Annotated in this window: 20 protein-coding genes; 9 read left to right on the top strand and 11 right to left on the bottom strand. The window is 66.5% G+C overall.

The annotated features are described in order from the left end of the window. Positions 1–69 precede the first annotated feature (69 nt). Together RPC_RS14025 and RPC_RS14030 are read left to right on the top strand one after the other, a co-directional pair. Positions 70–774: a TetR/AcrR family transcriptional regulator gene (locus tag RPC_RS14025; protein WP_049766102.1), complete on the top strand. Its 705-nt coding sequence runs from the start codon at positions 70–72 to the stop codon at positions 772–774. A 191-nt stretch (positions 775–965) separates the two neighbouring features. After that, positions 966–1,286, top strand: a complete 321-nt coding sequence (locus tag RPC_RS14030) for a hypothetical protein (RefSeq protein WP_011473243.1) — start codon at positions 966–968, stop codon at positions 1,284–1,286. 198 nt (positions 1,287–1,484) lie between these two features. On the opposite strand, the gene RPC_RS14035 is transcribed toward RPC_RS14030, so the two are convergent. Further along, positions 1,485–2,600 carry a beta-ketoacyl-ACP synthase III gene (locus tag RPC_RS14035; RefSeq protein ID WP_011473244.1) on the bottom strand — a complete coding sequence of 372 codons (1,116 nt, stop codon included), beginning with the start codon at positions 2,598–2,600 and terminating at the stop codon, positions 1,485–1,487. 368 nt (positions 2,601–2,968) lie between these two features. Continuing rightward, the gene (locus tag RPC_RS14040) at positions 2,969–3,250 is read right to left on the bottom strand and encodes a DUF3551 domain-containing protein (RefSeq protein WP_011473245.1); all 282 of its coding nucleotides are present in this window, start codon (positions 3,248–3,250) and stop codon (positions 2,969–2,971) included. A 330-nt stretch (positions 3,251–3,580) separates the two neighbouring features. Between RPC_RS14040 and RPC_RS14045 the strand changes: the two genes are divergently transcribed. Both RPC_RS14045 and RPC_RS26505 read left to right on the top strand, forming a co-directional pair. Then, on the top strand, positions 3,581–4,081 hold the full coding sequence (locus RPC_RS14045) for a collagen-like protein (RefSeq protein WP_049766103.1): 501 nt from the start codon (positions 3,581–3,583) through the stop codon (positions 4,079–4,081). Between the two features lie 226 nt (positions 4,082–4,307). Further along, complete coding sequence (locus RPC_RS26505) at positions 4,308–4,457, top strand: hypothetical protein (RefSeq protein ID WP_167532075.1); 150 nt, start codon at positions 4,308–4,310, stop codon at positions 4,455–4,457. A gap of 172 nt (positions 4,458–4,629) precedes the next feature. Here RPC_RS26505 and RPC_RS14050 read toward each other — a convergent pair whose 3' ends face one another. Continuing rightward, entirely contained in the window at positions 4,630–4,869 is a 240-nt protein-coding gene (locus RPC_RS14050; protein ID WP_011473247.1) for a DUF3551 domain-containing protein, read from the bottom strand. Positions 4,870–5,194: 325 nt separating this feature from the next. Between RPC_RS14050 and RPC_RS14055 the strand changes: the two genes are divergently transcribed. Continuing rightward, positions 5,195–5,767: an HdeD family acid-resistance protein gene (locus RPC_RS14055; protein WP_011473248.1), complete on the top strand. Its 573-nt coding sequence runs from the start codon at positions 5,195–5,197 to the stop codon at positions 5,765–5,767. A gap of 6 nt (positions 5,768–5,773) precedes the next feature. Here RPC_RS14055 and RPC_RS14060 read toward each other — a convergent pair whose 3' ends face one another. The 4 genes from RPC_RS14060 to epmA are packed head-to-tail and all read right to left on the bottom strand — an operon-like array spanning position 5,774 to position 8,401. Next, the gene (locus RPC_RS14060) at positions 5,774–6,031 is read right to left on the bottom strand and encodes a hypothetical protein (protein WP_011473249.1); all 258 of its coding nucleotides are present in this window, start codon (positions 6,029–6,031) and stop codon (positions 5,774–5,776) included. A gap of 25 nt (positions 6,032–6,056) precedes the next feature. After that, positions 6,057–6,257: a hypothetical protein gene (locus RPC_RS14065; protein WP_011473250.1), complete on the bottom strand. Its 201-nt coding sequence runs from the start codon at positions 6,255–6,257 to the stop codon at positions 6,057–6,059. Positions 6,258–6,269: 12 nt separating this feature from the next. After that, positions 6,270–7,352, bottom strand: a complete 1,083-nt coding sequence (locus RPC_RS14070) for a lysine-2,3-aminomutase-like protein (RefSeq protein WP_041802850.1) — start codon at positions 7,350–7,352, stop codon at positions 6,270–6,272. Next, positions 7,349–8,401 (bottom strand): EF-P lysine aminoacylase EpmA, encoded by a 1,053-nt coding sequence (gene epmA / locus RPC_RS14075; RefSeq protein ID WP_011473252.1) that lies wholly within the window; start codon positions 8,399–8,401, stop codon positions 7,349–7,351. Before epmA ends, RPC_RS14070 begins: the two co-directional genes overlap by 4 nt. A gap of 138 nt (positions 8,402–8,539) precedes the next feature. On the opposite strand from epmA, the gene efp reads away from it, so the two are divergent. From efp to RPC_RS14095, 4 genes are all read left to right on the top strand, one after another. After that, a complete protein-coding gene (gene efp / locus RPC_RS14080) occupies positions 8,540–9,106 on the top strand; it encodes an elongation factor P (RefSeq protein ID WP_041801825.1) in 567 nt (188 codons plus the stop codon). Positions 9,107–9,132: 26 nt separating this feature from the next. Next, on the top strand, positions 9,133–10,836 hold the full coding sequence (locus RPC_RS14085) for a peptidoglycan DD-metalloendopeptidase family protein (protein WP_011473254.1): 1,704 nt from the start codon (positions 9,133–9,135) through the stop codon (positions 10,834–10,836). Between the two features lie 88 nt (positions 10,837–10,924). Continuing rightward, a complete protein-coding gene (locus tag RPC_RS14090; RefSeq protein WP_011473255.1) occupies positions 10,925–12,142 on the top strand; it encodes a lytic murein transglycosylase in 1,218 nt (405 codons plus the stop codon). Continuing rightward, positions 12,142–13,233 carry an FUSC family protein gene (locus RPC_RS14095; RefSeq protein WP_011473256.1) on the top strand — a complete coding sequence of 364 codons (1,092 nt, stop codon included), beginning with the start codon at positions 12,142–12,144 and terminating at the stop codon, positions 13,231–13,233. Before RPC_RS14090 ends, RPC_RS14095 begins: the two co-directional genes overlap by 1 nt. Positions 13,234–13,427: 194 nt before the next feature. On the opposite strand, the gene recJ is transcribed toward RPC_RS14095, so the two are convergent. The 4 genes from recJ to RPC_RS14115 all read right to left on the bottom strand — a co-directional run bounded on the left by recJ (position 13,428) and on the right by RPC_RS14115 (position 18,786). Beyond that, positions 13,428–15,269, bottom strand: a complete 1,842-nt coding sequence (gene recJ, locus RPC_RS14100; protein WP_011473257.1) for a single-stranded-DNA-specific exonuclease RecJ — start codon at positions 15,267–15,269, stop codon at positions 13,428–13,430. A 351-nt stretch (positions 15,270–15,620) separates the two neighbouring features. Then, positions 15,621–16,349 carry a haloacid dehalogenase type II gene (locus tag RPC_RS14105; protein WP_011473258.1) on the bottom strand — a complete coding sequence of 243 codons (729 nt, stop codon included), beginning with the start codon at positions 16,347–16,349 and terminating at the stop codon, positions 15,621–15,623. A gap of 51 nt (positions 16,350–16,400) precedes the next feature. Further along, on the bottom strand, positions 16,401–17,402 hold the full coding sequence (glpX, locus tag RPC_RS14110) for a class II fructose-bisphosphatase (RefSeq protein WP_011473259.1): 1,002 nt from the start codon (positions 17,400–17,402) through the stop codon (positions 16,401–16,403). A 61-nt stretch (positions 17,403–17,463) separates the two neighbouring features. Further along, positions 17,464–18,786, bottom strand: coding sequence for a homoserine dehydrogenase (locus RPC_RS14115; RefSeq protein ID WP_011473260.1), 1,323 nt, complete (start codon positions 18,784–18,786; stop codon positions 17,464–17,466). Between the last annotated feature and the right edge of the window lie 75 nt (positions 18,787–18,861).

Raw genomic sequence — 18,861 nt, forward strand, 5'->3', positions numbered from 1 at the left:
ACCGGAGGGGCTGTCAATATGACCGTACGTACAGTATTTAAATCGGCGGAGTGTTCGTCGGCACCGACGATGAGCGTCAACGGCGAAACCGACGAGACGAGGCGAATGGCGAGAGTTCGGACCGAAACCAAGCGCGACGCGATTCTCGAGACGGCTGCTCAGGTGTTCCAGGAGCGCGGCCTCGAGGGGGCGTCGATGTCGGAGATCGCCAAGCGGCTCGGCGGCTCGAAAGCGACGCTGTACGGCTATTTTCCCTCCAAGGAAGAGCTGTTCGTCCACGTCGCCCTGCGGGTCGCCGGACAGCAGATCCTGGTGATGCTGAAAGGATTGCAGGACCGCGCTGCGGAGCATCCCCGCACGGTCCTGCTCGACGTCGGCAAGGAGTTGGTCGGGCGCGTGCTGGCAGAGGACGCCACGACCGCCTACCGCCTCGCCGTGTCGTACGGCCGGGTCGGCAATTTGGGCCGCATCTTCTACGAAGCGGGTCCGGGAAAGGCGATCGAGGCCTTCACCCGCTACTTCGAAGCCGCGACAGCCGCCGGACGGCTCGCGGTCGTCGACATTGACGCCGCTGCGCATCATCTGTTGGCTCTGCTTGAGTCCGAGATTACTTACCGCCGGACACTCCAGTTCGGCGACGAGATCACCCGTGACGCGATTGATAAGTCAGTCGGCAGAGCCGTGGATGTCTTTTTGGCCGCCTACGTCGCAGATTCGCGATTGACGCCGCAGAAGCCAAGCCGGCAGTCTCAAAGCGTCAAAAAAACCGCCTAGAAGGTGCGACGGTCGAACATGCCTTGCACCGCCTTCTTGGCAAGAATCACAGTGCAACCGTCTGCCACAAACGCCTGCTGATCTGCGGCGCTCTTCGCGGTCCGCGACGATTTTACGTGGCTTTAATCGAAAGCCGGCAGTGTTGCGGCATTCACCTGCCCGACCTGATCACCGAGCGATGAGTTCTCAAGATGTTGCAGAGCGGATTGCTGGCCGTGGCGTTGGCGGTTGCTGCCACCGGACCGGCCTGCGCCAACGACTGGCGCTATTGCCTCGCCTCCTCGGATGCCGAGCACAAAGCGTATGTGTCGGCGCCGTTCTCCACCAACGCGGACATCGCCGGCGCCGAAGCTTCGTTCAGGGCGCGGCTGAAGCGCTCACATCTGGAGAATTACACCGTGCAGTGCCCAAGGAGCCAAGATGAAGCCTCGCTGCTGGCGATGCAGCGACACGCCATCAGCTTCAACGCCCAATACGGCAACCGGACCACCGTGCTGGATTGGCACCCTTGAGAGTCTGACTGCAAAAAGCAGCAAGCAATCAGCGGGGCGTCATTGCGAGCCGTTGACGGCGCGGTGCGCCGGCTGAACAGCGAAACAATCTAGCGGCTGCCGATGGAGCCCTGAAATGCTTCGTCGCAACAGCTCGTCGCAATGACGGGTTTGATGCCTGATGTGATTGATCGCTCTTTCGGTCAGTCGCTGAGGCCCTCAGCGCTTGCGCACGAACACCGTGCCGGCCGAATAGCCCGCACCGAAGCTGCAGATCAGCCCGAGGTCGTCGGCCGCCATGTCGTCGGAGTGCTGGTGGAAGGCGATGATCGATCCCGCCGACGAGGTGTTGGCATAGCGGTCGAGGATGATGACGTTCTCTTGCTCGGTGGGGTCGCGGCCGAGCACCCGGCGGCCGATCATCACATTCATGTTGATGTTGGCCTGGTGCAGCCACAGCCGCTTCAAGGCCTGCGGAGCGAGCCCGAGCGAGCCGGCGTGATCGAGGATCATCTCCGACACCATCGGCACCACTTCCTTGAACACCTTGCGGCCCTGTTGCACGAACAGCTTGTCCGGCAGGTCGCGTCCCTCCGGCGCCGCGCGATTCAAGAACCCGGCATTGTTGCGGATGGCGTTGGAGAATTGGGTCTTCAACCGGGTGCCGAGGATGTCCCAGCCGCCCACCGCCTGGTCGGCGCGCTCGATGATCACCGCGGTGGCGACGTCGCCGAAGATGAAATGGCTATCGCGATCGCGGAAGTTGAGGTGGCCGGAGCAGATCTCCGGGTTGACCATCAGCACCGCGTCGACCGAGCCGGTCGCGACGAAGTCCGCCGCGGTCTTGATGCCGAAGGTCGCCGACGAACAGGCGACGTTGAGGTCGAAGGCGAAGCCGCCGAGACCGAGCGCGTCCTGCACCTCGACCGCCATCGCCGGATAGGCGCGCTGCATGTTGGAGGCCGCGCACAGCACCGCCCCGATCCGCGCGCGCGGTTTGCCCCAGCGCTGCAGCGCCTGCTCGGCGGCCTTCACCGCCATCTCCGCCAGGATCGAAATCTCTTCGTTGCAGCGCTCCGGGATCACCGGGCGCATCAGCTCGGGATCGAGGATGCCGGATTTCTGCATCACGTAGCGCGACTTGATGCCGGAGGCCTTTTCGATGAACTCGGCCGACGAAGGCTGCAGCGGGGCGATCTCACCGGCGCCGATCGCCGCGGCATGGTCGGCGTTGAACCGCGCCACATAGGCATTGAAGGCCTCCACCAGCTCGGCATTCGAAATGCTCTCGGGCGGGGTAAACAGGCCGGTCGCGGCAATGACTGCAGGGCGCACGGAAGGCTCCAGAACCAAAGGTGGGGCGTGGCACGACGGTCGATCGGTCGATCCGCCGCGGCTGGTTTTCAGCCCTATTGGTCTGGATGTCTAGCGATGCGAAGGTCGAGAACCCAGCGCCGGCGGGGTTTTCCGACATCATGTTGTGGCGGTCGCCGGACTTCGCGGCTGCGAGCCAAGATGCTGCAAAGCAGCAGAATCTGCGCCGGCACCCCGGCCGGCGCCGCCGGTACGATCTGACGATCCCGGTCCGCACCATTTCGCCACCGACGCCGAAGCGTGTCGGCGGCACTCGGATATCACCGGCTGCAGGCAAAACAATGCCGCCCCGTCCGATCGACGGGGCGGCGTAGTCGGCGGCTCGCCGCTTACCACTCGGCGCGGGAATCGTACGGACTGTAGGCCGGGTAGTAAGCCGGGCCACGTGACACGCCATAGGCGAATCGCGGATTGATGCTGCAATCGGCATCGGTGCCCGACGCCGCGGCCTTGCACTGCCCGAAGCTGGAGTAGTCACAAGCGCCGGGATAGCCTTGTTGCCGGCCCTGCAGACAATAGGCGTACTCCCGGGCTTCCGCCGGGGACGACGATGCCCCGGCGAGGGCGGCAACCGACGTCGCGGCCAAGGCGGCGAGAATGAGCAAGCGCATGTGGAAATCTCCTGTTGGTTGGACCATTGCAGAACCACGGCGCGGCGGCTGTGTTCCGAACGCCATGAACAAGCGCGCGTGAGCCGTTCGTGTGCGGTCGGTGATAAGTGCTCTGCGTCCAGCCGCCGGTCATTTCGCGTTCACCACGTTTTCCGCAATCAGTGATTTAGCTCAAGGAAGCGAAGCCGGCGCGGTGCTAGGATTGCCGTGATTGGGCGGCCTGCGACCGCCAGCTATTATGATTGGCGAACTATTCTGATTGGCGAACAATGTGGCCCTCGCCCCGCCCCGGTAAGGCGGTCAGGGGCGCAGCTCAGGTGGAACGGTAAGATGGATTATCTCTCGGCGATCGCCTCGTTGCTGGTGCTGTTGCTGCTCGGCGGCGGGTCGATCTTCATCGGCTACATGGCGTTGAGTGAAGCGACGCTGCCCGGGCTTCCGGTCTGGAAGCGCCCCGCCCTGCCGTCGTTTACCTGGGAGCAGATCCGCAACCAGGTGATGGTGGCCACCGTACTGATCGGCGCGATCGCGATCGTCGTCGTGGCCTTGAACAACCGCAGCCTGAAGGGCGAACAGGGCGACCCTGGCGCGCCCGGTCCGCAAGGCGCCGCAGGAACGCCGGCGACCGCGCTGCGAACGCTGGTCTCCTCCTCGTGCGCCAAGGACGGCTGTCCGCTGGCCTGTGAGGCGAGCGAAACCTTGATCACCGCACTCTGTGTCAACGGCAGCGGCACCCGGCTGACCGACACCTTGCTGGTCGACCACGGTCTGCTGACGGCGAAATGCGGCGCCAGCTCCAGCCGACTGATCGTCGCCTGCGCACCCAAGTAAGCAATCGCCCACCACGACGCGGGCCCGACCAGCCGTAGCGGTCTACCGCGGCACCCACCGGGTTCCAGTCATGGCAACTCTGTAGCCGGCCGCGAAGCTGCGCAGCGTCGCCGGCGGCGCACCGGGCGACGCCATTCAGCGATCCGCCCGGCGGCATTTGATCCGCATCAACGCCAATCCTCGTAATCGGGCGGAATAATTACAAATCTACAGAGGACGTGCAGCCATGATGACCGTCGATATTCTGCTGCTATCTGCCGCCGCGGTGTCCACCGTCGTAATCCTGTTCAGCGTGGTGATTTTGGGTGACATGCAGCATGCGCCGCATCGCGCCCATGTCGATCCGCGCCGCGGCAACAAACACTTGTCTGCCTGAACGCATCGTTCAGTCGCCAGGCCACGTCGGCCAATGTGACGGGCAACCGTGCACTGCCCGGCTCGCAAGTTGCGGGTGGCGTAAAGGCAGGGCTTGGTGACTTGGCCGCGGTGTGGCGCGGCGTCGGTCGAGGCGCCGAGATGCCGCTGTCGGGGTTTGACCGACAGCGTCGCTACCGATGGCGGCGGCGATACGTTCTGCGCGGCTCGGCGTACGCCCGCGGATTGACAATGCAGTCCGCGTAGCGGCCGGAGGCCGAGGCGGCGCATTGCCGATAGGTCGAATAGCTGCATTCTCCGGGATAGCCGAATCCGGGCGAGATCAGGCAGTAGCGATAATCGCGCGCCTGCGCGGGATCGCCCAGCGCCGCTGCGGCGACCAAAGCGGCCAAGCCAATCCAGATTTTGTGCATCACGGTTCCTCCTCGTAAAGCTGAACAGAGTCGACCGGAATGTGTTCCGATACGACTGCCGTCGCTAGCGCATTTTCGGTTAGGATTGATGCGGTTCAAGAGTCCCGGCCCGTCATTCCGGGGCACGAGCAGCGTCAGCTGCGAGTGAGTCCGGAATCCATAACCACCGCAGGAGTTATGGATTCCGGACTTGCTCGTTGTTCGAACTCGCAATCCGGAATGACGACGACATTTTGGTTGGACGATTCAATCCCAACCGACAATGCTCTATTTGCAGCCCAAGCTATAGTGCGTCGCCGACATGGCGACGACAGAGGAGATCTCGATGACCCTTCCCGAAGAAAATACCCGCCTTCAGGCCGAGTTGAATGCCGCCGTCCACGCGCATTGGAAAGCGCTGCTGATCGAGGGCGTGCTTTTCGTCATCTTTGGTCTTGCGGCGATCATCCTGCCGCCGTTCGCCAGTCTCGCCTTTACCATTCTGCTGGGTTGGATGTTGCTGATCAGCGGCGTCATCGGCTTGGCGTTGACGATTTGGGCGCGGCAATCGCCCGGTTTCTGGTGGTCGCTGGCGTCCGCCGTGGTGGCGTTGATCGCGGGCGTCATCCTGCTGGCCCGCCCGCTCGAAGCGACCTTGACCCTGACCATCGTGGTCGGCGCCTACTTCCTCGCCGAGGGCGTGGTGACCATCATGTACGCGCTGGAGCATCGCCGCGAACTGATCGAGCGCTGGGGCTGGCTGTTGGCCTCGGGCCTCGCCGACCTGCTGGTCGCAGCCGTCATCATCAGCGGCCTGCCGGGCACCGCGCTGTGGGCGATCGGCCTGTTGGTCGGAATCAATCTGTTGTTCGGCGGCGCCTCGATGATCGCGATGGCCTTGGCGGCGCGCAATCGCTGAGGCTGCTCAGCAGCCGCGGCAGATGCTGCGCAGCTGACGATCCAGCGCCACATCGGCAGGATCGCGCGTGGTGGGATCGGGCAACGACGGATCGAGCCTCGGCTGGCGGTGGCCGACCGGGGCTGTTCCGATCATCTTCTGATCCGACGACACGTTCGGCGTCCCGGACGGGGTGGTCGGCGCTGTGCGGGTGCCGGTCTGCGCGAACGCCGCGCTGCCGAGCAGCACGAGCACAGCCGCCGTGGATGTGATCAGTCTTCGCATCTCGCTTCTCCTCGGCCGGAAACAGCTATCGCTCCGGCCGTTCGATCGTCGCGCAATTGCGCCGGCCCTGCGCCGCGCAATCCTGGACCTTGCGCACGTCCGCCATGGTCCACAGCAGCCAGATTCCCGCCGCCACCACCACCCCGAACATGGCAAGCAGCGCCAAATTCTCCAGCCCCGAATAGTCGCGATCGCTGTCCGGGTCGGTCGGCCGCTGGTCGGACATTTGCACCGGCGATTACGAGGTCGGCGGATAGAGGTGAGCGTCGCCGCAATAGTCGGTGACACGATAGCGCAAATCCGCCGCCGGTTCATCGGCCGGCGTCAAATAATTCGGGCCGACCGGCGCCTTGCCGTAGCCGCCCGGGATGTCGAGCACGTAATCCGGCTGGCACAGCCCGGACACCCGGCCGCGCAACTGCCGCATCAAGGCCTGGCCTTCGGCCAGCGTGGTGCGCAGATGCGCGGTGCCCGGCGCCAGATCGCCGTGGTGCAGATAATACGGCTTGATCCGGCATTCCACGAAGCCGCGCATCAACGCCGCCAGGGTCGGCCCGTCGTCGTTGACGCCGCGCAGCAGCACCGACTGGCTGACCATCGGAATCCCGGCGTCGATGATTCGGGCGCAGGCGGCGCGCGCCGCGGCGCTCAATTCGCGCGGGTGATTGGCGTGCAGCGCCATCCACACGGTCGCGCCGGACACCTGCAATGCGCCGACCAACTCGCGGCTGATCCGCGACGGCTCCGCCACCGGCACGCGGCTGTGGATGCGGATGATCTTGACGTGATCGATGGCGGCGAGATCGCTCATCGCCTCGCCGAGCCGGCGCGGCGACAGCATCAACGGATCGCCGCCGGTCAGGATCACTTCCCAGATCTCCGGATGCGCGCGGATATAGTCCAGCGCCGCGCGATAAGCCTCGCCGGACAGCGTCGCGGCCTTGCCCGGGCCCACCGTCTCGCGGCGGAAGCAGAACCGGCAATACACCGCGCAGACATTGACCAGCTTGAACAGCACGCGATCGGTGTGGCGATGCACGATGCCGTCGAGCGGCGCGTGAGCGGCGTCGCCGATCGGATCGGCGCGCTCGACCGGATCGCGCACCAGCTCCGCGGCGCTCGGGATATATTGCCGGGCGATCGGATCGTCCGGGTCTGTCGGATCGATCAGGGCGGCGACCGCCTCGGTCACCGCCACGGCGTAGCGCTGCGCCACGGCGTCGAGCGTCGGCAGCTGGTCGGCCGCGACCAGCCCGCGCGCCGCCAGCTCCGCCGGCTGCCGCAGCGTCGTTGCATTCGGGATGCTGACAATCTTGCTCATGGCGTGCCCGCCGGCGGCGTCCACACCACCTCGTCGATCCGCCGCGCCCCGGCGGCCAGCATCACCAGCCGGTCGAAGCCGAGCGCCACGCCGCTGGCTTCGGGCATCTGCCCGACCGCTTCGAGAAACTCCTCGTCGAGCGGATAGCGCTCGCCGTAGCGGCGCTGTTTCTCGTCCATCGCCTTGGTGAAGCGCGCGCGCTGCTCCTGCGCGTCGGTCAATTCGCCGAAGCCGTTGGCCAGTTCGACGCCGCAGGCATAGACCTCGAAGCGCTCGGCGACCCGCGGATCGGACGGCAGCGTCCGCGCCAATGCGGCCTCCGGCGCCGGATATTCGCACAGCACGGTCAATTGCCCCTGCCCCAGATTGGGCTCGATATGTTCGACCAGGATCTTGCTGAAGATGTCCGACCAGTCGTCGTCGTCGCTGACCTTCACCCAGCGCTGCGCCATCGCGGCCAGCGCCGCGCGGTCGGGTTCGCCGCCGCCGATGCTGGCCAACAGATCGATGTCGGTGAAGCTGCGGAAGGCCTGCGCCACGCTGAGCAACTGCGGTGCGGCGAACGGATCGGCGATCCGGCCGCGAAACGCGAACAGCCTTGTGCCGGCCGCGCGCGCGGCTTCGCCGATCACCGCCACGCAATCGTCGACCACCGCTTGATACGGCGCGCCGGCACGGTACCATTCCAGCATGGTGAATTCCGGCAGATGCAGGTCGCCGCGTTCGCGGTCGCGGAACACGCGGGCGAATTCGACGATCTTTTGTTCGCCGGCGGCCAACAGCTTCTTGCAGGCGAACTCCGGCGAGGTCCGCAGATAGCGGCATAATCGCTCGCCGGACCCGGTGGTCAGTTCGGTGCGCGGCGCGTGCAGATGGGTCTCGTTGCCGGGCGAGGCCTGCAAAATCCCGGTTTCGACCTCGATAAAGCCCCGATCGGCGAACCATTGCCGGGTGGCGCGGGTGATTTCGGCCCGCGCCCGCAAGAACGGCGCGCGGTCGAGGTGGCGGGATGGCGTCCACCACGGCGAAATCGGGCTGGTCTCGTCCACTAAGGTTGTCCCGCCGCGAGCCGCAAAACACTGGCATCGCGATACGAAATCAGTATGTTGCAGGCCGAAACCGCTTCGCTGGCCACAGGACACCTTTGTCCGGATCGGTCCCGGGCCCGAAATTTAGGAAACAGTCCTTTGAAAGTCATCGCCAGTTCTATTCGCAAGGGCAACGTCATCGAGCAAGACGGCAAGCTTTACGTGGTTCTGACGGCCGAGAACATCCATCCCGGCAAGGGAACTCCGGTCAGCCAGATCGAAATGCGCCGAATCAGCGACGGTGTGAAGATCTCCGAGCGCTACAAGACCACGGATCAGGTCGAGAAGGCGACGATCGAGGATCACAATTTCAACTATCTGTATGAAGACCCCGACGGCTTCCACTTCATGAACACCGAGAATTTCGATCAGGTCCAGGTGCCGAAGGACGTGGTCGGCAATGCCGCGCCTTACTTGCAGGAAAACATGACGGTGAAGCTGTCGCTGCACGGCGTCGTTCCGGTGGCGATCCAGATGCCGCAGCGCGCCACCCTGGAAGTGGTCGACACCGAGCCGGTGACCAAGGGCCAGACCGCGTCGTCGTCCTACAAGCCGGCGATCCTGTCGAACGGCGTGCGCACCTTGGTGCCCCCGCATATCGGCACCGGAACCCGCATCGTGATCATGACCGAAGACGGCTCCTACGTCGAGCGCGCCAAGGACTGACCTCTGACTTCCGGAGCGACCTGCCAGTGCCTTTGACGGTTCTCGGCCAAATCTGCGACCGAGCCGTCAAGCTCATCGGCGTGGCGTGGCTCACGCTCGGCCTGGTCGCGACCGCCTCGCCCGCCGACGAATTCCGCACCGTTGCGGTTTCGGCGATGCGGGTGGATTGGCGCGCGGCAGTCGAGCAGCTGAAGGCCGAGATCGGCGCGCAGCCCGCGATCGGCGCGGCCTTCAGTTTCACCCAGCAGCGCCGGTTTCGCAGCTCCGATCCGCGCGCCTGGCCGGCCTTGCTGCAGTTGAACGCCGCGACCTCGCGGCTGTTTCCCGGCATCGCGCGCAGCCCGATCCCGGTGCTGCTGCCGTTCGACACCGCGGCGTTGCTCGCCGATCGCGAAAGCGGCGCGCCGGAGCGCCTGTCCGCCGCACACTATCAGTCCGGATTCCGTGCGGCCGAGCTGGTCGAGGCCGGCGCCGCCGGTTACGACGCGGTGTTCGTCTTGCCGCCCGGCGCCGGCGACGACCTGCCCGCGCGGCTGTTCGCCAAGCCGGTCGAGGTGCAGATCACCGGATCGCTCCTGACCTACGACATCAACGATCCGCAGGCCGGCAAGGGCGAGCCGGTGAAGGCGCTGGCCGCACTTTATCCCGACCTGCGCCGGACGATCCGCGAAGGCCACGTCCGCTACGCCTTCACCCGGTTCGGCGTGCCTTACGTGGTATCGATCCAGTGCCTCGACGCCTCCCCGCGCGCCAAGCGCTTGGGCTGCCGCGAGGCTTCGCCGATCGCCGAACGGTTCTTGAAGGCGCTGCGGATCGTCGGCGGTCGGCCGTCGCGGCCGCGCAATTATCTGCCGTCGCAACTCGCCGAACGCCCGGCCACGCCGTCGCCGGAGTTCAGCTATCGGCCGAGCGGCGAAATCATCGAGGGCAGCGGCTATCGCGGCCAGCCCGGGCACCCCGACCACACGGTGTATTCGCAGATCCGGTTTCCGCTCGAACGCGCGCCGGCCTACGCCAATTCGCAATCTTTCCTGAACTGGGGCGATTGCTTTCATCGCGGCCGGGTGCCGCCGCCGTCCGGCAAGGGGGCCAGCTATCGCTGCAAGGGCAGCACCAAGTCGCTGGTGTTCGACGAGGCCGCCGGCGAGAACTACGCCTATCCGTGGCAGGACAATTTCTGCGAGGCGCGCGACTTCGGCGTCGGGCAATGCGCCTCGGGCTTCGGCCACCAGGGCCAGGACATCCGGCCATCGGCCTGCGACCAGCGCAACGCCGGCGCCGAGCGCTGCGAGCCGAACAAATACAAGGTGCTGGCGGTGCGCGACGGCGTGCTGCTGCGTCAGCCCAAGCAGCAAGCGGCGACGCTGTTGGTCAACACCGGCCACGAGCACGTCCGCTTCCGCTACATGCATATGAGCCCGCCGCACATGGACCAGGACGGCGTGCGGAGCGGCCGCCGCGTCGACGAGGGCGAGCCGATCGGGCTGGTGTCGAACTATCAGGACCATGCCGGCGGCACCACCGCGCATCTGCATTTCGACGTCCAGGTGTTCACCCGTGAGGGCTGGCTGTGGGTCAATCCCTACGTCACCCTGATCTCGGCCTATGAGCGGCTGCTCGGCCAACGCGGCCGCGAGATCGCGCCGACTCCCGCCGTCCCCGCATCGGCCCGCACGGTGCCGCAGGACCCGGTGGATCCCGAGGCGCCGCAAGAGGGTGTCGGGGATTGAGCCGCGGCGCGCCGGCGGTCGATGGCGATCGGTTCCGCGACGCCATCACCCTTTGCCGCACCCGCCCCGACGCCGTTACACTGGCGGCATGACCAAGACCGATTCCCCTGCCTGCCTCACCCGCCGCGCCATGCTCGGCGCCGCCCTCGCCGCGCTGCCGGCCGTGGCCTTCGCGGCCCCCGCGGGCTTTGCGGAGTGGCGCGACGGCTTTCGCGCCAAGGCCCGCGCCAAGGGCATTTCCGACGAAACCTATTCCCGGGTGATGGGATCGCTCGAGCCCGACATGAGCGTGTTCCGGCAGATGCAGAAGCAGCCGGAATTCAACGAACAGCTCTGGCAATACATCAACCGCCGGGTGTCGGACTGGCGCATCATCAACGGCCGCGCGGCCTTGAAGCAGCACGCCGCGTTGTTTTCCCGGATCGAGCGCGATTTCGGCGTCGAGCGCGGCACGCTGTTGGCGCTGTGGGGCGTGGAAAGCGCCTATGGCGATCCTTTGGTGCAGCAGAACCACATGCGCCCGGTGTTTCCGTCGCTCGCAGCTCTCGCCTGGAAAGAGCCGCGCCGCCGCGTCTACTGGGAAGCCGAGTTGATCAATGCCTTGAAGATCGTCGATCGCGGCTGGTCGACGCCGCAGGAGATGCGCGGCTCCTGGGCCGGGGCGATGGGCCATACCCAATGGATGCCGGAAGTCTGGCTCAATGTCGGGATCGATTACGACGGCGACGGCAAGGTGTCGCCGTTCGGACGGCCCGACGACGCGCTCGGCTCCAGCGCCAAATTTCTGCTCAACCGCGGCAAGTATCATCGCGGCGAGCATTGGGGCTACGAGGTGCAGGGTCCCGGCCTCGCTGCCAGCGGCAGCCGGAGCTACGCCGCATGGTCGCGCTCGGGCGTCGCCAGGATCGACGGCGAGCCGTTTCCGCTGCCCGACGCCAACGCGCAGATGTGGCAACCGGTCGAGGGCGGCCCGAAATTCCTGCTGGGGCCGGATTTCTACGCGGTGAGAAGCTATAACCCGTCGATGAACTACGCGCTGGCGATCTGCCATCTCGGCGACCGCATTCTCGGCGCGCCGCCGTTCCGGCAGCCGTTCCCCGGCTCGGAACGGGCGCTGACTTTGGCCGAGGTGCAGGAGATGCAGACCCGCCTCACCCGCGCCGGGTTTGATACCGGCGGCACCGACGGCCGGGTCGGCAACGACACCATGAAGGCGATCCGCGACTATCAGAGCAAGATCGGGCTGTCGCCGGCCGACGGCTATGGCGGGTTGCAGGTTTTGGCGGCGTTGCGGCAGGGCCGCTGATGCGACGTTCGCTCTGGGACAAGCTCGTCGCGCTGCTCAAGCTCGAATGGCACCATCTGACCACCATCAACCCGAGCGACCGGCCCTGGCAGATGCCGTTCGCAGCGGCCCTGGCGTCGGGCGTGCCGCTGTTGATCGGCGCCTGGTTCGACCGCCTCGACTACGGGCTGATCTCGTCGCTCGGCGGGATGGCCTTCATCTATCTGCCGGCCACACCGCTGCATCACCGCATGGTATCGCTGATGGCGGTCGGCTTCGGCATGACCGCCTGCTACGCCTTCGGCATCATCGCGCACTTCTTTCCGTTGCTGCTGACGCCGGTGCTGGGGCTGGTCGCCATCCTGGTGTCGATGGTGTGCCGGTTCTATCGCGTCGGCGTGCCCGGCAGCCTGTTCTTCGTGATGGCGGCCTCGATCGCCGCCTATTCGCCGACCGAGGTGCTGCAGGTGCCGCTGAAGGTCGGGCTGCTGACCATGGGCTGCCTGCTGGCGGCGTTGATCGCTTTCATCTACAGCGTCGCGCTGCTGCGGCTGCGGGCGTCGCAGCCGGCGGCGCCGCTGCCGCCGGCGACCTTCGATTTCGTGGTGTTCGATTCGGTGGTGATCGGGGTAGCCGTCGGCATCTCGCTGGCGCTGGCGCAGCTGCTGCATCTCGAGCGGCCCTATTGGGTGCCGGTGAGTTGCCTCGCGGTGATCCAGGGATTGTCGCTGCGCGCGGTGTGGACGCGGCAATTGCATCGCGTGCTCGGCACTGCGCTGGGGCTGTTGCTGGCCTGGATGCTGTTGGCGCTGCCGCTGGAGAAATGGAGCATCGCGCTGCTGGTGATCGCGCTCAGCTTCGTCATCGAGAGCGCCGTGGTGCGGCACTACGGCTTTGCGGTGATCTTCATCACTCCGCTGACCATCTTCCTCGCCGACGCCGCCTCGCTCGGCCAAGGTAACCCCAATGCGGTGATCGAGGCGCGGTTGTTCGATACGCTGCTCGGCTGCGCGGTCGGGCTTGCCGGCGGCTTCTGCCTGCACAGCCCAAAATTTCGCGACGTGGTGGGCAAGCAATTGCGCCGGCTGATCCCGGCGCGATTCGGGGTGTGAGCATCTGAGAGAGGCATCGTGTCCCGGACGCGGTGCCGCGTGCTTCACGCGGCGCCGCGAGCCGGGACCGTTCCAAAGGCAGCATCCGTCACGGCCCCGGCTCGCAGCGCACCACGCCGCAAGTGCGGCGCGCTGCGCTGCGTCCGGGGCACGCTTCCGTTGCAGTTGCTCACCCGGTGGCAAAGTTTCGCCTTTTACCGGATCACCGCTGGCCCTGGATCCGGCACCGCGACGTCGGTGACGCGCAGCTGCACCCGCTCGTTGCCCTGCCAGCGATCCACCGTGAGGCAGCCGGCGACGTGCAGCGGCTGGCCGCGATTTTCCTGCAGCGCGTTGCCGAGCTTCTGGCCGACGCTTCGAAACGCGATGCCGTTGACGATCGCGCCGTCGCCGGATTTGAAGCGCAGCCGCAGATGCGCCTGGCCGACCTCGTCGGCATAGACCAATTGATGCGACGGCAGCGCCAGCACCGGCTCCGGATTGCCGGAGCCGAACGGCCCGGCGCGGTTCAGCGTCGCCACCAGATCCGGCGTCACCGCGCGCGCTGACACCGCGCCGTCGATGAACAGCTCGTTGGCGTGGCGCGACCGCGCGACGTCGGCGGCGAGCGCCGCCTCGATATAGGCGCGGAATTCGGCGAGCTTCTCCTTGCGCAGCGTGACCCCCGCCGCCATGGCGTGGCCGCCGCCTTTCAGCAGCAGCCCGTCGCTGACCGCCTGACGCACCGCTTTGCCGAGGTCGACGCCGGGAATCGAGCGGCCGCTTCCGGTGCCGATGCCGCCCGGCTCCAGCGCGATCGCAAAGGCGGGGCGTGAAAATTTCTCCTTCAGCCGCGAGGCGACGAGGCCGACCACGCCGGGGTGCCAGCCTTCCGAGGCGGTAACGATCACCGAGCCCTTGTCCTCGAAGCCGAGCGCCGCCAGCGCTTCAGCCTCGGCCTGGGCTTCGGCCATCTGTTCGATCACCCGGCGCTCGGCATTGAGCCGGTCGAGCTCGGCGGCGATCTTGGCGGCTTCGGAAATATCGCTCTCCAGCAGCAGCCGCACGCCGAGGTCGGCGCGGCCGATGCGGCCGCCGGCGTTGATCCGCGGCCCCAGCAGGAAACCCAAGTGAAACGCGTCGGGCGGGCCGTTCAGCCTTGCTATGTCCATCAGCGCGGTGTGGCCGACATGGTCGCGCCGCCGCATCGCGATCAGCCCCTTGGCGACGAAGGCGCGGTTCAGCCCGGTCAACGGCGCGACGTCGGCGACGGTGCCGAGCGCCACGTGATGCAGCATGTTCAGCAGCTCCGGCTGCGGCCGCTCCAACGTCCAGAAACCGCGCGCGCGCAATTCGCGATTGAGTGCCACCAGCGTGACGAACACCAGCCCGACCGCGGCGAGATGCCCCAGCCCGGACAGATCGTCCGGTCGGTTCGGATTGACCAGCGCGTCGACGACCGGCAGCTCATCGCCGCATTGGTGATGATCGATCACCACCACGCTCATGCCGAGCCGCTTGGCCTCCGCGAGCGGCTCCAGGCTGGTGGTGCCGCAATCCACCGTGATCAAGAGCGTAGCGCCCCTCGAAGCCAGCATCCGCACCGCGTCGACATTGGGGCCGTAGCCCTCGAAGATGCGGTCCGGAATGTGGATCAACGGATCGAGCCCGCAATGCCGCAAATGCCAGGCCAGCAGCGCCGCCGAGGTAGCGCCGTCGACGTCGTAATCGCCGAAGATCGCCACCGTCTCCGCTCCGAGCACGGCGTCGGCAAGCCGCTTGGCGGCGGCTTCCATCTGCGTCACGCTGTAGGGGTCGGGCAGCAGCCTGCGGATCGTCGGGTCGAGAAAGTCCTCCACCGCGTCGATCTCGACATTGCGGCCCGCCAGCACCCGGGCCAGCATTTCCGGCAGCTGATAGCGCTGCGCGATCGCCAGCGCCCGCGCGGCGCCACGCGGATCGAGCCGGTCGCGCCACACCCGGCCGGTCGCCGAGCGCGCCACGCCGAGAAAGGCCGGCGGTTGTTCGATCGGAATGGCGGTGGCGGGAGGCGTCATGGCGCGGAGATAAGCACGAAGCGCGCATCAGGCCAACGCCAGGCGACTGGCAGTCCCCGCTCAAATTCTTGCCGTGATGCCGCTGACCATCGCTGCTGATTCGTCATCCTGAAGAGCCCGAGCGAGAATCTCATCAGACCTTCCGCGGGCCCACGGTCTGGAGAGGCCCCCGCCCTCTCCGCGTCATGGCCGGGCTTATCCCGGCCATCCACGGAAACATACAAGACGTCGCAGGTGGGCGTGGATGGCCGCGACGGGCGCGGCCATGACGCGGTGGGCCCGAGGCTTAAACAACTTACCGTGCCTGCGTGGCGGCGCCGGACAAGGCGCTCATGTGCGCGTAGCGAGCGCTCAGCAGCCCAGTCGCTCGGCCAAGTCGCCGAAATCGCGCGCCACGATGTCCCAGGCGCGGTCCGGCTCGAAATCGCGCACCTGCAGCGGGCCGTATTCGGTGACGCGCGGCACGAAGCCGGTCTTCAGACCCAGCGCCTGCGCCGCGGCGAGATCGTTATTGTGTGCGGCGACCAGCATCACCTCGTCGGGCCGCAGGCACAACAGCTTGGCGGCGCCGAGATAGGTCTCAGTATCCGGCTTGTAGTGGCCGGAGATGTCGCCGCCGATGATCAGGTCGAACGGCAGCCCGGCGCTCTTCGCAAGATTGGTCAGCAGCGCGACGTTGCCGTTCGACAGCGGCGACAGGATGTAGTCGCGCTTCAGCCGGGTCAGTCCGGCGACGACGTCCGGCCACGGCTTCAGCCGCCGCCAGCCCATCGTCATGTCATGCAGGTCGTCGTCGGTGAGGCCGTTGATGCCGAGCTCCACCACCAGCCGCTCCAGCGACTGCCGGTGCAGCGTGTCGAGGATGATGAAGCCGCGCCCCGGATTTTTGCGCACCTCGTTCATCGACGGTACATAGGCCTGCCGCCAGGCGTCGACCAATGCTGTCCAGTCGCCGCTGACGCCGCGCTTGGCCGACCATTGCGTGAGGTCGGCGATCAGGCTGCCGCGCCAATCCACCACGGTGCCGAAGATGTCGAACAACAGCGCCTTGACCGCGGGAGTATCAGATTTCGTGGTCATGACGCTCTCCCGCGGATGGTTTTTTGAGTAGACTTGTTAGTTACGGCCCGCTCAATCGAGGTGGAATTTGTCGAGCTGGCGGTGATCGGCCTTGATGTAGCGCACCGTGCCGGTCACCGAGCGCATCACCACGGTCTCGGTCTGGATCACGTTGTCCTTGCGGAACTTGACGCCGGACAACAGCGAGCCGTCGGTGACGCCGGTGGCGGCGAACAGGCAGTCGCCCTGCGCCATGTCCTCGATCGCGTAGATCTTGTTCGGATCGCTGACGCCCATCGATTCCGCGCGGTTGCGCTTCTCGTGGGTGTCGAGAATGAGCCGGGTGTACATCTGGCCGCCGATGCAGCGCAGCGCCGCGGCCGCCAGCACGCCCTCGGGCGCGCCGCCGGTGCCGATATAGATATCGACGCCGGTGTTGTCCGGATCGGCGGTGTGGATCACGCCGGCGACGTCGCCGTCGGTGATCAGCCGCACCGAGGCGCCGGTCTTGCGGATCGCGGCGATCAGTTCGGCGTGGCGGGCACGGTCGAGCACCAGCGCGGTGATCGCCGAGGTCGGCACGCCCTTGGCCTGCGCGACGCGGCGGATGTTCTCTTCCGGCGTCGCGTCGATGTCGATCAGGTGCTTGTCGTAGCCGGGTCCGATCGCGATCTTCTGCATGTAGACGTCGGGGGCGTGCAGCAGCGTGCCGCCTTCCGCCATTGCCATGGTGGCGATCGCGCCCGGCATGTTCTTGGCGCACAGCGTGGTGCCTTCCAACGGATCGACCGCGATGTCGACCTTCGGCCCGGCGTTGATGCCGACCTTTTCGCCGATGAACAGCATCGGCGCTTCGTCGCGCTCGCCCTCGCCGATCACCACGGTGCCCTCGATCGGGATGCGGTTGAGTTCGCGCCGCATGGCGTCGACCGCGGCCTGGTCGGCGGCCTTCTCCTGGCCGTGACCGCGCAACCGCGCCGCCGAGACCGCGGCGCGTTCGGTCACCCGCACGATCTCCAGCGTCAGAATCCGCTCCAGCAACAGCTGCGGCGGAACGGAAATAATCGTCGACATCGGCTCAACTCCTCAAACGTCGGTCCGGTCCATGATCCTGAATGGAGATGGCCGCGAGAGACTAATTCTTCTCAATTCGGATCACCTGCGGCCGACCGCTGATCACCTTGTCGCGCTGCACCGCGGCGAGCGCGCGGCGCACCGCATCCTCGGTGGTGGCGTAAGTGATCAGGATCACCGGGACCGGCGACGATTTCTTAGCCGCGCCGGCGGCGTCGCGGTTGCCGTTGGGATGCCGCTGCACGATCGATTCGATCGAAATGCCCTGCTCGGCCAGCCGGGTGGCGATGGTCGCCGCGGTGCCGGTCAGGTCGCGCGCCATCAGCCGGATGTAGTAGCCGCCCTCGTGGCGCTCCATCGGCGCCTTGCGGGTGGTGCCGAGCTTGGCGATCGGCCGGCCGAACGGCAGCGCGCGGATGCCGCGGGCGACGTCGGCGATATCGGCGATCACCGCGGACGCGGTGGCCTCGGCGCCGGCGCCGGGTCCCACCAGCGTGATCGGGCTCAGCCCGTCGCCGTCGATGGTGACTGCGTTGGTGACGCCCATCACTTGGGCGATCGACGACGAGCGCGGCACCATGGTGGGGTGCACCCGCTGCTCGATGCCGGTCTTGGTGCGCACCGCGACGCCGAGCAGCTTGACCCGGTAGCCGAGTTCGGCGGCGGCGGCGAGATCTTCCGGCGCGATCGAGGAGATGCCTTCGACATAGACCGCGTTCTGCGCCACCTTGGTGCCGAAGGCGAGGCTCGCCAGGATCGATAGTTTCTGCGCGGTGTCGTGGCCGTCGACGTCGAACGACGGATTGGCTTCGGCATAGCCGAGCCGTTGCGCGTCCTTCAGGCAGGCGTCGAACGACAACCCCTCCTGCTCCATCCGGGTCAGGATGTAGTTGCAGGTGCCGTTGAGGATGCCGTAGATGCGGTTGATTTCGGTGCCGGCGAGGCCTTCGCGCAGCGTTTTGATCACTGGGATCGCGGCGCCGACCGCGGCCTCGTAATTCAGTGCGCCGCCGTGCTGCTCGGCGAGGCCGGCGAGCCGCAGCCCGTGCTTGGCGATCAAGGCCTTGTTGGCGGTGACCACCGATTTGCCGAGACCGAGGGCGGCTTCGATCGCCGACAGCGCCGGCTCGTCGGCACCGCCGATCAATTCGACGAAGCAATCGACCTCGGGGTCGGTGGCGAGCGCCAGCGGCGATTTGGCCCAAGCCACGCCGCGCAGGTCGAGGCCGCGCTTCTTGGCCTTCGATCGTGCGGTGACCGCAACCACGCGCACCGAACGGCCGCAGCGCGCCGCCAAGACCTTGTCTTGCCGCGCGATCAGGCGGAACAGCTCGGCACCGACGGTGCCGAGGCCCGCGATACCCAGTTTCAGGGGAGCGACCATAACGCGATCAACCTGCCGGAGCGTTTTTCATTGGCGTGACTGGTCCGAAACCGAGGCATCCCCGGGCAAAGCCCG

It is taken from the genome of Rhodopseudomonas palustris BisB18, from assembly GCF_000013745.1.
Lineage (GTDB): Bacteria > Pseudomonadota > Alphaproteobacteria > Rhizobiales > Xanthobacteraceae > Rhodopseudomonas_A > Rhodopseudomonas_A palustris_F.